Genomic DNA, 14,162 nt, shown 5'->3' on the forward strand with positions numbered 1-14,162 from the left:
TGTGATTTCGATACGTTAACTACGTATATGCACCGTGCTCTTATTCGACACGGGTACGTATCCACGGAAAAAAGAACGATTTTTTTTAGTGGCAGGTATGGGGGAAAGGTCGAATTTTGTTAGGAAAGATGGTAGAGGGGAAAGTAATATTATCCTATTTTTTTACAAATCAACGATCGCCTCTCACCGCTAAGAAGAAAACTGGATATATAGTATAAGAAGAAAACTGGATAGTAGAAGAGGGGATTGATGATGGAATCAAAGCGAAAAAGCGATTTTATTAGCGTCGTCATTCCATGCTATAATGCTTCCCGTTACATTCAAGATTGTCTTGACGGGCTTGCTAGGCAAACATACCAACAGTTTGAGGTCATTATTGTCGATGATGGTTCCACGGATCAAAGCGAAGAAACGGTAAAACAATGGATGGAACAACATTCGCCATTTTTTTCGATCATGTATATTAAGCTACCCCGCAACATTGGCTTTGCCGGGGCGGTAACGGTCGGCTATTTTTCAAGCATCGGAGAGTACATTGCTGTTCATGATGCCGACGATATTTCCCACCCTGAGCGGTTGGAAAAACAGCTTTCCTTTTTGCGCGAGCACCCAAACATCGCCTTAGTCGGCACCAAATACGCTTTCTTTCCCGACGGCCATTTTGAGCGCCAAACCCCCGCTAACTGGCTGGCGTACGGAAGCGACAACATCCGCCGTGTATACGCCCAAGGCAAACATTGCGTTTGCCACGGAACGATTATGTTCCGCGGTGAAGTATTCGACCGGCTCGGCGGGCCGACAAGACGCATTCGAGGTGCGGAAGACTATGAGTTTATCGTCAAGTTTTTAAACGCGAAGCTCGAAATCGATAACTTGCCTGATATCCTTTATTATTACCGCAGCCATCCGAAGCAACGCTCGCGTCAATTTTACGGGAAAAGAGGTTGAGGATGATGCGTGTATTGATGGTGCTAGACGGCCTTGATTTCGGAGGAACAGAAACACACGCCTTAAGTTTGGCAAAAGAAATGGCAGCCCGCGGTATTCACATCGCTGTCGCCGCCCGAAATGGGGCGCTCGCTTCCCGCTTCGAGGCAGTTGGCTGTCCGCTTTACTTCATTGATTTTCCAACGGTGATCAACATTGACGAGCAGCGAAAAGAACAGATCATTGAGCAGCTTGAGGCGGTGATAAAGAAGGAAAACATCTCGATCGTTCACACCCATCAAACCCCATCCGGCATCCTCACTGCCCTTGCAGCGAACCGTTGCGGCGTCCCGGTTGTCTTTACCGCTCATGGCACATACTATCCACTTTCCGAATTGGAAACGATGCTCCGCTTAGCGTCAGCTGCTATCGCTGTCAGCCCACCTGTCGAGCGCCATATCCGCCCGATGATCGCGAAGCGGTTTCTCATTCCGAACGGCATTGACACGAACGAGTTCGCACCGCTTGGCCGTCAGGGACGGCAGGCGCTCGGCATCCCAGACGATGCCCTTGTCATCGTCTACAGTAGCCGGCTCGCCTGGGCAAAAGCGCGCATTTGCTTTATGGTGTTAAAAGCGTGCAAAGATCTCAAACCGCTGTTTCCGAACTTGTACGTCGTTGTTGTCGGAGACGGTCCGCGCTTTTCCGACGCCGAGAACCTTACCCGTCTCATCCACCAAACGTGTCGCGCGACGTTTATTCATCTTGTTGGTGAACAAGGGGACATGGCGCCATACTATTCGCTTGCCGATCTTGTCGTCGGCACTGGGAGAGTCGCCTTAGAAGCAATGGCATGCGGCAAACCGGTGCTTGCCGCCGGCAACCACGGCTACTTCGGCCTCGTCGAACCAAACTCCTATAAGGACGCATGGGAATGCTACTTCGGCGATCATGGCTCACGTCAAGATTGCAGCCGCTACATCCTTTCCCAAGACATGAAACACCTTCTTCGATCCCCCTTATATCTCGAACAGCTCGGCCAGGCCGGGCGGGAGTGGGTCATGCGCCAGTTCAATATTCAAACGTGTGTGGATCAAGTGCTTAACGTCTATGAATCATTGCTGAAAGGGGAAGCGAAACAATGAAAAAAGTGCTGTATATCGGTTGGCTTGGATTTCAAAACATCGGTGATGAACTGTTATGGAACGTCTTCGCCGCCTCGGCTCGCCAGTACGCCCCAGGCGTTCAGATCGTTCCGTCAACGCCTAAGGTCAATTGGAAAGACACGAGCCCTTATGACGCCATCGTCCTCGGCAGCGGTTCGCTCTTGCTTCCGGGCTATATGGCCGTTTTGCGTCAAGCGCACGAAGCAGGAAAACCAATCTGGATATGGGGAACCGGCATCGACTGGATCGGCCCGATGGAAACGGACGCCTTGCGCGCGGGTGCCAAGCCAGCACTCAACCATCATTTTTCCGCCAAAGACGCCGAACTCTTTCGCACGGTCCTTGCCTCGGCCGCCTTTGCTGGCATCCGTGGCCCACTCAGCAAAGCGGCCTTGGACACGTTAGACGCTTGTCCTCCAAACGTCCGTGTCATCGGCGATCCCGGACTGCTTCTATCACCCGCTATGCCCGCTGAGCAGCCAAAGACAGAAAAAACAATCGGCATTAACTGGGGGACGACGTATAACCGCTTGTTCGGGCAAAACGAAGCGCTCGTCGAAGACGCACTCGTCCGCGCCGCCAAAACGTGGATTGACGCTGGTTACCGGATTTACTTGTACATCGTCTGGCCGAGCGATCGCTCCGCCTGCGAGCGGCTGTACAAGAAAATCAATTGCCCGGAGCGCGTCACCTTCGACCGCACGTTATACAACGAACAACAGCTCATCGAGCGGCTCCGCCCATTGACAGCCACCGTCAACTTTAAGCTCCATGCCAACTTGTTGTCCCTTGCTGCTCGCGTTCCGGCCGTCATGCTCGGCTACCGGTTTAAAGTCTTCGATTTCGCCGCCTCGCTCGGCTTCGAACAGTATGTCATTTCCACCGCTAGCCCGCAGCTTGACACGGAATTGGTCAAAACAGTGGCCCTCGCCGAAGAACAGCGCAGCCGCATCATTGAGCAATACGAAGCCGCCCGCCGCCAATACACTCCGCTCTTGCTCGAACCGTTCCAACACGGATTATTTGTTTAGGGGAAGGCGCCTTCCCCTTTTCATTACCTTTTTTCATCATGAACATCGATTTTTTAAAAAAAGTTGTTGACAACCTGTATGCTCGTCTATATAATTAAAAATGTGTTCGATAGCGAACAACAAAATATGATTCCGTAGCTCAGCTGGGAGAGCGCCACCTTGACAGGGTGGAGGTCGCTGGTTCGAGCCCAGTCGGAATCATCAAGTGAAATCCCTTGAGCCACAAGGCTTCAAGGGATTTTTTATTTCTGTTGTCATTCGTTATTTTTGGTGTTTTTGGTGACTTGGTGTGATTTTTGGAGTGATTGATTTAAAACTTTATTCCTCCTCAAACAATTGTTCGAATTTTTCGGCTGCTGTTTCTTGTATGCTTGGAAGCAAATGAGAGTAAGTATCCATTGTCATTTTGATACTCGCATGTCCTAACCGTTCCGAAACGACCTTCATATGAACATTTTGTTGTAACAGCAAAGTTGCATGTGTATGCCTTAATGAGTGCAATGTAATATCCTTTTCTAATTTCATCTTTTTATAAGTATTTCGGAATGCCCGTGTTAAGTTATCTACATACACACTTGTTCCGTTTACTGTGCAAATAACTAAGTTGTTGTCCTCATAGTTTTCGTTCTCTGCTTTTTCAATTTCTTGTATTTGTTTATGTTTTTTCAATTCCTCCACAAGATAGTTGCTAATAGCAATCACTCTTGTAGATTGCTTCGTTTTTGTAGAGTGTTGAACCGTTCGTTGATGTTTAAGAAGTGTTTTATTTATTCTGATTGTTTTTCTTTCAAAATCAATATCGTCCCACGTTAAAGCGAGCAATTCTCCGCGTCGCATTCCGGTATGAGCCAGAATTTTAAAGGCAATGGCATAGCGAGTTGTCTTTTCCGCTATCTTAATAAATTCTTTTAATTCTTCAACTGTAAATACCTCAATTGGTTTTTTCTCTCTGTTCACGCGGTTTTTCAATCTGATCGGCGACATTTCGTCGAATCAATTCCAAATTAACAGCATCATTTAATCCTTTCCGTAGTATGCTGTAAATTCTTTTTACATAACCGCTGGAATATCTCTGATGAAGGCTATCAATAAACCGTTGAACCATTAAAGGAGTAATATCGTTTAGTTGCAGGCGTGTTGATTATCCAATAAAATCCAAAGGGTATAGAAAAAAGAGCACCTTTCCTGTAGAATGTGAGTAGCGACACAAACAAACCCAGGAGGTGCTCTCTATGAACAAGCATACCACACTCCCGAATTTGATGCAAAAACTTGTTTCGGATGAAGAGATTCAACTGATTGCCGAAGCGGTTGGGTATCGTGATTCGTCTCGAACCTTTACGTTGCGCGAGTTGATTCACTTCTTCCTGCTGGCCGCCATGCATCAATGGAAAAGCTTTCGCCACGGAGCCGATGTGGGGCCTCTGTATGGATTGCCGCGATTCCATTATTCAACTGTATCCAAGAAAGCGAAAGAAGTTCCCTATGACATCATGAAACGCTTGTTGGCGTTGATCATTTCCAAGTGCAACCGCCAAACCCGCCGTTCGCTTCGGTTTCCCAAACCGCTTCGGGTGGTGGATTCGACGACCGTCACGGTCGGGAAAAACCGCCTGCCATGGGCGCCGTATCACGGCGAACGCGCCGGAGTGAAGCTGCACGTCGCGTATTCGCCGGAATCCTCGTTGCCGGCAGACGTGGTGGAAACCATCGGACTGCGTCATGATGGCCCGGTGGGAGAACAGTTGACGAACGCTCAACAAGTGCTGGTGGAAGACCGGGCGTATTTCAAAATCGAACGCCTCGATCGATTTGTGGAGCAGCATCAGCTCTTTGTCATTCGGATGAAGGACAACATCGAACTTCATCAGAAAAAAAGCTTGAAACGCCTTTCCAGCACATCCTCATCGGTTCAAGCCGACTTCACGTGCCAGTTGGGGACGAAACAATGCCGCTCCACCAAGCGTCACCGGGTGGTGATCTTTCGAGATGCGAATGGCCGCGACATTCGGGTCGTGACGAACCTCTTCCATGCGTCTGCGGAAACCATTGCCGACATGTACCAACAACGTTGGACTGTTGAGGTCTTTTTCCGTTGGGTGAAGCAATATCTGAATGTCCCGACCTTGTTTGGCACGACGGAAAATGCGGTATACAACCAACTGTTTGCGGCGTTCATCGCGTATGTGTTGCTGCGATGGCTGTATGATCAAACCAAAAAACAGACGAACGTCTCTCTTTCCTTCATTTCGTTCGTTCGCCGTTTTTTCTCTGGGCAGCTTCCTCTCGATTGGAAATCCGGGATGGCCGCTGCTTTGTTTGAGTATGCCCAAATTTATGGAAGGCGTATGTCTAATTTTGGATAATCAACACTCGTGGTATAATTATTAACTAATTAACAAACAAAACGTACTTTTAGCACATCCATAGTCTTGTTTTAATTAAAAAGCACTCTGCAAATATAAGCAGAGTGCTTCCATGGAATGGATTATCCCCTACAGATAGACAGTAAAAAAGAGAACAGTTGATATGATGTTCTTAGGAGTCTATCTGGGAGGGATTTTTATGGCGAAGACTAGGGATTTGAATATAAAATAAGGCAAATCTTTTAACAATTTATTTACAAAAAATTTTTTGCGATAGAATTCAATTAATCAATTGAATAGTTAAATTTGTTTTTAGATGGGGATGAAAAATTGAATCCGAGAGAGTTTAAAGATTTCGTTTATGAACAGTTTGCGCGTATTGGAAAGACATTATCCAGTCCAAAAAGAATCGAGTTGTTAGACTTACTAGCACAGGGCCCAAAATCAGTGGAAAGATTGGCAAAAGAAACAAAAATGAGTGTTGCTAACACTTCACAACATTTACAGAATACATATGCTAAGTCTCTATACCTATATTTCGAAGCAATAGACTGTGAAATTACACAGATTGATTTATATGGTTCGAATCATCATGTTTATAGTATTGATGTAGTCAAGCTTAATAACAGGAATGGAATAACAAGCTTTCATGATAACGACATACATAATGTTACTGTGTTTGAGCCTCTTCCAGGTCATGGATCTTCATACGATCGAATGTTGGATGTTGGTTGCATGTTTAGACATTTAAGGTTAAATTTATGAGGTGTCTCGAGATAAATTACAAAGTAGGAAAATTACATTCTTTTCTGCGTTCTTTTCTGCGGGAATTGCATTTAATCATGATGAAGATATTGATTATTAAACAATAGATGAAACGATGAAGATGGGGTACAGCAACGATTCATAAAATATGGGGTCATAAGATGATTTATTTTAACCGAAATAATCTTCGGTACAGTAATTACGCTTAAACTGCTGTCTTTTATTTACCGAATTGCTTGGTACGCAAGGCATTCTACCGTAGTGGTCCGAAATAGAATAAATTGTTGCCGTACTTCTATTTCATCTTTTATAATCTATAAGCTATGTGAATAAGAAATTCCTTCGAAACAAAGTCTGAAAGGGATTTTTATAGGTTGTTAGATACATGGACTACATTATATCAAATTTTGGTTTTTAAAGGAGGTAGTTGGTAATTTTAATGTAAAATAAATATAAAAAGTATTGGAGAGGACTTATGATGGGTTTAATTATGACATTTGTAATGATACTTGTTTTTATTGCTTGTACTGTTGGTATTACTTTGAGCATTAAAAACAAGAACATTCTCAATAAACCAAGTTGGGGTATACTCATCTCTCTTGTTTTTCAATTACTTTTATTTACATTCACGAGTGTTGATTATCCAAAATTAGACATACGCCTTCCATAAATTTGGGCATACTCAAACAAAGCAGCGGCCATCCCGGATTTCCAATCGAGAGGAAGCTGCCCAGAGAAAAAACGGCGAACGAACGAAATGAAGGAAAGAGAGACGTTCGTCTGTTTTTTGGTTTGATCATACAGCCATCGCAGCAACACATACGCGATGAACGCCGCAAACAGTTGGTTGTATACCGCATTTTCCGTCGTGCCAAACAAGGTCGGGACATTCAGATATTGCTTCACCCAACGGAAAAAGACCTCAACAGTCCAACGTTGTTGGTACATGTCGGCAATGGTTTCCGCAGACGCATGGAAGAGGTTCGTCACGACCCGAATGTCGCGGCCATTCGCATCTCGAAAGATCACCACCCGGTGACGCTTGGTGGAGCGGCATTGTTTCGTCCCCAACTGGCACGTGAAGTCGGCTTGAACCGATGAGGATGTGCTGGAAAGGCGTTTCAAGCTTTTTTTCTGATGAAGTTCGATGTTGTCCTTCATCCGAATGACAAAGAGCTGATGCTGCTCCACAAATCGATCGAGGCGTTCGATTTTGAAATACGCCCGGTCTTCCACCAGCACTTGTTGAGCGTTCGTCAACTGTTCTCCCACCGGGCCATCATGACGCAGTCCGATGGTTTCCACCACGTCTGCCGGCAACGAGGATTCCGGCGAATACGCGACGTGCAGCTTCACTCCGGCGCGTTCGCCGTGATACGGCGCCCATGGCAGGCGGTTTTTCCCGACCGTGACGGTCGTCGAATCCACCACCCGAAGCGGTTTGGGAAACCGAAGCGAGCGGCGGGTTTGGCGGTTGCACTTGGAAATGATCAACGCCAACAAGCGTTTCATGATGTCATAGGGAACTTCTTTCGCTTTCTTGGATACAGTTGAATAATGGAATCGCGGCAATCCATACAGAGGCCCCACATCGGCTCCGTGGCGAAAGCTTTTCCATTGATGCATGGCGGCCAGCAGGAAGAAGTGAATCAACTCGCGCAACGTAAAGGTTCGAGACGAATCACGATACCCAACCGCTTCGGCAATCAGTTGAATCTCTTCATCCGAAACAAGTTTTTGCATCAAATTCGGGAGTGTGGTATGCTTGTTCATAGAGAGCACCTCCTGGGTTTGTTTGTGTCGCTACTCACATTCTACAGGAAAGGTGCTCTTTTTTCTATACCCTTTGGATTTTATTGGATAATCAACACGCCTGAGCATCGACCATATTTTCAGAATTTACATAATGGACAAATAGAGTTAAAAACAATAGAAAAAAACGATATAGGACCCTATTGCTAGTTTATATAACTTCTCATTGGTTGACTTTCGCAAAAGAAAAATAGAAAGTGAAACAATCATAAAATCTAAAAAAATATAATCCCTAACATGGCAGCTGCAACCCCTTTGTTAAACATGCAGTTTTTATATTATGGACTAAATTTGCAGAAACAATGGAGATGATTCTTATCATGTAATGATGTAACAATCTCAAAAGAGTCCATAAATTCTCCACATTTTATTGTTTTAATATGTTAGAGGAATGAAAATATCGCAAACAGGTTTCAGGAGGAATAATTTATGTAAAAAGTCCATTACAGGAACCTATAGATGGTATAAAAATAGAGTTTGTTAAATTTAAATAAGATCAAAATATAATATTTTGCTAACCCAAGTCTTGATAAAATCTATAAAATTTAAATTTGATAAAGTGGGGGAATAACAACATAATGTGCGGTTTTATTGGTTGCATTCATGATCATCCAAGAATCATCGATGAAAAATGGAAAGAAACGTTTCAAGAAATGAATAATATTATTACTCATCGCGGTCCTGACGATGATGGTTATTTTTTGATGAATACGTGAATTTTGGATTTCGACGCTTGAGTATTATTGATCTTGAGGCAGGGCATCAGCCATTGTCCTATGAAAATGAGCGATATTGGATCATATTTAATGGGGAAATCTACAACTATGTGGAATTGCGAGAAGAATTGCTTGCAAAGGGATATAAATTTACTACTCATTCCGATACCGAAGTCATTATTGCTCTTTATAATGCTGAAAAAGAAAAAGCTGTAGAAAAGCTTCGAGGTATGTTTGCTTTCGTCATCTGGGACAAACAAGAGAAAACCATTTTTGCGGCACGTGACCCGTTTGGCATAAAACCATTTTTCTACATGGAACAGGGGGATCGTACCTTTTTTGCTTCCGAAAAGAAAAGTATTTTGCTCGCGCTTGAAAATGATTTACTAGATTATGATTCACTGCAGCATTATTTGACATTCTAATATGTACCTGAGCCAATGACGATGTCTGTTGGCATTCGAAAGTTGGAGCCGGGTCACTATGTGAAGAAAAAAATCGGTGAAAAATTAACCATTCATCGCTACTGGAAAGCCAAATTCCAACCTATCATCAAATCAGAAGATGAACTTGTCAAAGAAATTCGCGACGCGCTGTTTGATTCCGTGAAGGTACATATGCGCAGCGATGTACCGGTCGGCTCATTTTTATCAGGAGGAATTGATTCATCATTCATTGCAGCGATTGCGAAACAATTCAATCCTCATCTCAAGACGTTTTCTGTCGGTTTTGAGCGGGAAGGCTTTAGTGAAATTGATGTGGCAAAGGAAACAGCGGAAAAGCTAGGCGTTGAGAATATTAGCTATGTCATTTCACCAGAGGAATATATGGAGGAATTGCTGAAAATTATGTGGCATATGGATGATCCACTTGCTGATCCCGCTGCAGTGCCGCTTTATTTTGTTGCCCGGGAAGCAAGAAAGCATGTAACGGTCGTTCTTTCCGGTGAGGGAGCTGACGAGTTATTTGGCGGTTACAATATTTACCGTGAGCCGCAGTCATTGGAACTTTTTGAACGAATGCCAAGTGCGGTTAAATCAGCGTTGAGAGTGATTGCGGGACTACTCCCGGAAGGAATAAAAGGAAAAAGCTTTATTGAGCGCGGTACAACACCAATGGAAGAACGATATATCGGCAATGCGAAAATGTATAGCGAAACAGAAAAACAAGAGCTGTTAAAAGGATATAAGAGGGGATTAGAACATACAAATATTACAGCTCCTTTTTATAAAGAAACAACTCATTATCCTCCTGTAAACCGGATGCAATATATTGATATTCATACATGGTTGCGAGGCGATATTTTATTGAAAGCGGACAAAATGACGATGGCCCATTCATTAGAGCTGCGAGTTCCATTTTTAGATAAAAAGGTATTTGAAGTAGCGGCAAAAATCGTTCCAGAAATGAAAACGGCAAACAGCACGACGAAATATATTTTACGAAAAGCAGCAGAAGGAATTGTTCCAGATCATGTTTTAAATCGCAAAAAACTAGGATTTCCAGTGCCAATTCGTTATTGGTTAAAAAATGAGATGTATGATTGGGCGAAAAATATGATAAAAGAAAGCGAAACAGATCATTTATTTAATAAAGATGTATTGTATCGTTTACTAGACGAACATTACAGAAATAAAGCAGACCATAGCCGGAAAATCTGGACCGTCCTTGCTTTTATGATTTGGCATCAAGTATATGTGGAAAAGAAATACGATTTTACAAATGTATATAAAAAGACAAGCAGTCGCTACCAGCCTAATTTGACTGATTTGCGATGCCTGTCTTTCTTATTTGCACCCAAGCTTCTAAAAATTTAGCTTTGGGTGCTTTTCTATTTTTGGTAATTTAGAACATAATTAGTAATATTAGTATTACCGTTTCTTAACATGAAGATGAGCCGATTGAGTATAAAATATGAGTTATTTTTATTATTTTGTTTTCTACATAATTTCTGCAAATTTATTTATTAAGATACATTTATCTAGTTGTTAGAATAATTGATTTAGGAGAGGATATGAAAACTGTAAGAATCAAAAATTGAAACGGCAAGAGTCAGGAATACGGATTCTGTAATTTTTAATTAAATCGTCTATGATGTTAGTCAAACAGTTTCTATTGTGGAAGGGAAGAAAGAAGTCACAACCGGCATCCATATAATTGAAGAAACTGCTTCTGTATTTCAACAAATTGTAAAAACTATAAATGAAATCTCATTCGCAAGAGGTTGTGTTAAACACAAACAATATTTGGTCTCAATCACAAACAATTAATTATAAATCCAATCAAGAACTTTACTTTTGCAACGTCTTCACTGACAGAAGAAGTACAAGAATTAAATCATTTAGTCGCTAAACTCAATATATCGGTCAATAACTTAACTTTACACTGCCAAATGAGGTGGTTGGAAGCGAATGAATAATAAAAAGCGAGTTCTTCAAATCGTAAAGCGTCTTAGAGCGATGGGCATACCAGCAGAAATAACGAAATCAAGATTAGCTATATTAGCTGCTATGTTAGAAAATTCAGGGAAAAAGAATAGAAAGGAGACTTTAGTAAGTAAATGGAAGCCATTAAACCTCTAAATCCAATTGCACTGGAATTAGGTCCTTTAAGTATTCGTTGGTACGGAATTGTTATTGGTATAGGACTCTTGTTAGGATTGTATATTGCTACTAATGAAGCAGTAAAAAGGGGATTACAAAAAGAGGTATTTACTGACCTTGTATTATGGGCTGCCCCTATAGCTTTGATATGTGCCAGAATTTATTACGTCATCTTTAATTGGTCGTATTATTCGCAACACCCCGATGAGATTATAGCCATATGGAAAGGCGGAATCGCCATTCATGGGGCTTTAATAGGTGCTATTGTCACAACTGTCGTTTTTGCAAAGAAAAAGAATTTGAGCTTTTGAAATTGGCAGATATCGCAGCACCAAGCATTATACTGGGGCAAGCGATTGGACGTTGGGGAAACTTCATGAATCAGGAAGCACATGGAGGACCTGTATCAAGAGAGTTTTTAGAAAGCCTTCAGCTGCCAGATTTTATTATTAATCAAATGTATATCGAAGGAAGTTATTATCATCCAACATTTTTGTATGAGTCTCTATGGAACTTGATAGGTTTTCTGATTTTATTGACATTACAACGTTTAAACTTAAAACGTGGAGAAGTATTCTTGACTTATGTTATATGGTATTCAATTGGCAGATTTTTCATTGAAGGGATAAGAACGGATAGTTTAATGCTAACAAACAATTTAAAAATGGCTCAAGTTTTATCTGTCGTTTTAGTGATTACAAGCACAGTTCTTATATTATACAAACGAACTAGAAAAGATTTGACGGCTAGGTATAAAGATTAGATCGAACTATTCATTTCGAGCTTGGTGTAAAAGTAGGCCTGCAAGATAAAATTGAAGTGGACCGAATTCCTATGAAGAGGGAAGAACCAGTATACTATCTTCGACCAAGTCCAAATTATTGTGTAAATTCCCCTTTGATAGACAACAGGAACCTGATGACTTGATGTATAGTAGGCAAGTCCGGCAAGCCTCCTTGCCGGTCGCCTTTCTGGACAAATGATCATGTTGTCAAGGAGCTTTCGCGGTAGATCCTCGCTTCGCTCCGGTATTCCACGTTCTCCTTGAAACGTCAAAGGGGTGAGCCGTTATCCCTCTCTTTTCATCGCCGGAGTCTCTTCATTCACCGAGCGGGCTTCTTGTTCTTTCGTTTTCTGCAATGCCAATAGCCAGACAATCTAAACCCTTCTTCGAGGATTTGATTCAGAACTTGTTCGAGTAGCTTAATCAATCTTTGATCTTTCAGCAATAACCCGTGCAAAAGTTCATCATTTACGGGAATATGATATTGAGCCATGGTTGCATTCCTCTTTATGTTTGGTGTTTTTGTCCCACTGTTTATTCTACCAAAGGGGAAGCAACGTGGTTCTTTTTCTATTCCCTTTTTACGCAATTATACGGACTTAACTTAGAAACCCACATACTACACACCGCAGAAAAATCTGCACAAAACTTGCGATGATGTATAAAATTTTGTGTAAAGCATTTTGCTAGACCAAAAGAAAAAAGGTAGGGTATTCTCTGATTTGGACCAAAACATTCCAGAGAAAGGAGAACCCTACCTATGTCTAAAAGTATACCGAATGTAGACTGGGCAAATCAACTGGAAAGTGTTATTCGTCAGTTTGTAAAGGAAAAATTAGAACTGATCATGCGGGAAGAAATTAAAAATTTCCTCGAAATTGAACAGGCTGGAACGTCGAATATGAGAAACGGCTACTATCAGAGAAATCTAGATACGCAATACGGTCGGATTGAAGGTCTTTTGGTTCCAAGAGACCGAAACGGGGAATTTCAAACACAGTTGTTTGCCCCTTACCAACGGCACACGGGCTGGCTGGAGGAAGCAATCATTAGGATGTACCAAAGTGGCATGAGCACGCGTGAAATTGGCAAGTTTATCGAACGAATTCTAGGAAGCACCTATTCTCCTGCGACGATCAGCCGGATTACCGATGTCGTGAAGGAAGACATCGAGAAATGGCACGCTCGTCCACTACACCAGCGTTATTCGGTCTTATATTTGGACGGCTTGTACGTGAAACTTCGCCGGGATACGGTAGAGAAAGAAGTTATTTATGTGGTATTGGGGGTGAACGAAGAAGGGTATCGTGAAATTCTTGATTTCTTCGTAGGAGGACAAGAAAGCGCCTATGTATGGCAGGAGATTCTCCAACAGCTCTACAAAAGAGGCGTCAAGGAAGTGCTTCTTGGCGTCTTCGATGGCCTTCCGGGGTTGGAGGAAGCCTTTAAGGCGGTGTATCCGAAAGCCGATGTGCAGCGCTGTGTCGTGCACAAAGTCCGCAACACCCTCAGCCGTGTTCGGAAAAAAGATCAATTCGAAATGGCGGAGGACCTGAAACTCATTTATCGTTCTCCGAATAAAGAAATCGCATTGGAGATGTTTCAACAGTTTCAATCCAAATGGTCTCACAAATACCCAAGGGAAGTCCAATCTTGGGCAAATGAGTTGGATGTCCTTCTCACCTTTATGGACTATCCAAGCAGTATTCGAAGTGTGATTTATACGACCAATGCCATCGAACGAACGATCAAGGAGATTCGGAAACGCCTAAAACCGATGAACAGTTTGAGCAGTTTAGAAGCCGCTGAAAAAGTCGTATATTTGACGATACAGGACTTTAACGAGAAATGGGCAGGGCGAAAGTTGCGAGGATTTGCCGAAGCGCAAGAAGCCCTTCAACGAATGTTTGAAGAACGTTATTGTTAACCAAATATTGTAAATAAACAAAATAAGGGGATTTTCCCTTTCCACACAAGAGACTGAATATTCAG

At 42.6% G+C, this 14,162-nt stretch carries 9 protein-coding genes, 1 tRNA gene and 3 pseudogenes; 10 read left to right on the forward strand and 3 right to left on the reverse strand.

Going from position 1 to position 14,162, the window contains the following annotated elements:
* The first annotated feature begins 249 nt into the window (after positions 1-249).
* From IC804_RS14230 to IC804_RS14245, 4 genes are all read left to right on the forward strand, one after another.
* Complete coding sequence (locus tag IC804_RS14230; RefSeq protein WP_008878919.1) at positions 250-948, forward strand: glycosyltransferase family 2 protein; 699 nt, start codon at positions 250-252, stop codon at positions 946-948.
* A gap of 2 nt (positions 949-950) precedes the next feature.
* The gene (locus IC804_RS14235; protein ID WP_011886967.1) at positions 951-2,072 is read left to right on the forward strand and encodes a glycosyltransferase family 4 protein; all 1,122 of its coding nucleotides are present in this window, start codon (positions 951-953) and stop codon (positions 2,070-2,072) included.
* Positions 2,069-3,124, forward strand: a complete 1,056-nt coding sequence (locus tag IC804_RS14240) for a polysaccharide pyruvyl transferase family protein (RefSeq protein ID WP_081157627.1) — start codon at positions 2,069-2,071, stop codon at positions 3,122-3,124. The genes IC804_RS14235 and IC804_RS14240 overlap by 4 nt, the downstream gene beginning before the upstream one ends.
* 128 nt (positions 3,125-3,252) lie before the next feature.
* Positions 3,253-3,325, forward strand: a tRNA-Val gene (locus IC804_RS14245).
* A 117-nt stretch (positions 3,326-3,442) separates the two neighbouring features.
* Here the strand turns inward: IC804_RS14245 and IC804_RS14250 are convergent.
* The gene (locus IC804_RS14250) at positions 3,443-4,093 is read right to left on the reverse strand and encodes a site-specific integrase (protein ID WP_190300615.1); all 651 of its coding nucleotides are present in this window, start codon (positions 4,091-4,093) and stop codon (positions 3,443-3,445) included.
* Positions 4,056-4,229 carry a hypothetical protein gene (locus IC804_RS19115; protein WP_190300616.1) on the reverse strand — a complete coding sequence of 58 codons (174 nt, stop codon included), beginning with the start codon at positions 4,227-4,229 and terminating at the stop codon, positions 4,056-4,058. The genes IC804_RS14250 and IC804_RS19115 overlap by 38 nt, the downstream gene beginning before the upstream one ends.
* 127 nt (positions 4,230-4,356) lie before the next feature.
* Between IC804_RS19115 and IC804_RS14260 the strand changes: the two genes are divergently transcribed.
* Both IC804_RS14260 and IC804_RS18715 read left to right on the forward strand, forming a co-directional pair.
* Positions 4,357-5,490 (forward strand): IS4-like element IS5377 family transposase, encoded by a 1,134-nt coding sequence (locus tag IC804_RS14260; RefSeq protein ID WP_015374614.1) that lies wholly within the window; start codon positions 4,357-4,359, stop codon positions 5,488-5,490.
* Between the two features lie 330 nt (positions 5,491-5,820).
* Positions 5,821-6,006: pseudogene (locus IC804_RS18715) on the forward strand (ArsR/SmtB family transcription factor); the annotation flags it as partial.
* Positions 6,007-6,894: 888 nt separating this feature from the next.
* Here IC804_RS18715 and IC804_RS14270 read toward each other — a convergent pair.
* Positions 6,895-8,028, reverse strand: coding sequence for an IS4-like element IS5377 family transposase (locus tag IC804_RS14270; protein ID WP_015374614.1), 1,134 nt, complete (start codon positions 8,026-8,028; stop codon positions 6,895-6,897).
* Between the two features lie 617 nt (positions 8,029-8,645).
* On the opposite strand from IC804_RS14270, the pseudogene asnB reads away from it, so the two are divergent.
* The 4 genes and pseudogenes from asnB (at position 8,646) to IC804_RS14290 (ending at position 14,097) form a co-directional block, all read left to right on the forward strand.
* Positions 8,646-10,600: pseudogene (gene asnB / locus IC804_RS14275) on the forward strand (asparagine synthase (glutamine-hydrolyzing)).
* Positions 10,601-11,194: 594 nt separating this feature from the next.
* On the forward strand, positions 11,195-11,365 hold the full coding sequence (locus IC804_RS14280) for an Lmo0850 family protein (RefSeq protein WP_158083267.1): 171 nt from the start codon (positions 11,195-11,197) through the stop codon (positions 11,363-11,365).
* Positions 11,344-12,149 (forward strand): annotated as a pseudogene (gene lgt, locus IC804_RS14285) (prolipoprotein diacylglyceryl transferase). The gene IC804_RS14280 and the pseudogene lgt overlap by 22 nt, the downstream one beginning before the upstream one ends.
* Before the next feature lie 781 nt (positions 12,150-12,930).
* Positions 12,931-14,097 carry an IS256 family transposase gene (locus tag IC804_RS14290; RefSeq protein WP_190300617.1) on the forward strand — a complete coding sequence of 389 codons (1,167 nt, stop codon included), beginning with the start codon at positions 12,931-12,933 and terminating at the stop codon, positions 14,095-14,097.
* The last annotated feature ends 65 nt before the right edge of the window (positions 14,098-14,162 follow it).

Source organism: Geobacillus sp. 47C-IIb, from assembly GCF_014679705.1.
GTDB lineage: Bacteria > Bacillota > Bacilli > Bacillales > Anoxybacillaceae > Geobacillus > Geobacillus thermodenitrificans.

What these genes read in the sequence shown, in the direction of transcription:
- IC804_RS14230 (WP_008878919.1), top strand. Translation starts at nt 250, where the DNA reads ATGATGGAATCAAAGCGAAAAAGCGATTTTATTAGCGTCGTCATTCCA.
- IC804_RS14235 (WP_011886967.1), top strand. Translation starts at nt 951, where the DNA reads ATGATGCGTGTATTGATGGTGCTAGACGGCCTTGATTTCGGAGGAACA.
- IC804_RS14240 (WP_081157627.1), top strand. Translation starts at nt 2,069, where the DNA reads ATGAAAAAAGTGCTGTATATCGGTTGGCTTGGATTTCAAAACATCGGT.
- IC804_RS19115 (WP_190300616.1), bottom strand. Translation starts at nt 4,229, where the DNA reads ATGGTTCAACGGTTTATTGATAGCCTTCATCAGAGATATTCCAGCGGT.
- IC804_RS14260 (WP_015374614.1), top strand. Translation starts at nt 4,357, where the DNA reads ATGAACAAGCATACCACACTCCCGAATTTGATGCAAAAACTTGTTTCG.
- IC804_RS14270 (WP_015374614.1), bottom strand. Translation starts at nt 8,028, where the DNA reads ATGAACAAGCATACCACACTCCCGAATTTGATGCAAAAACTTGTTTCG.
- IC804_RS14280 (WP_158083267.1), top strand. Translation starts at nt 11,195, where the DNA reads ATGAATAATAAAAAGCGAGTTCTTCAAATCGTAAAGCGTCTTAGAGCG.
- IC804_RS14290 (WP_190300617.1), top strand. Translation starts at nt 12,931, where the DNA reads ATGTCTAAAAGTATACCGAATGTAGACTGGGCAAATCAACTGGAAAGT.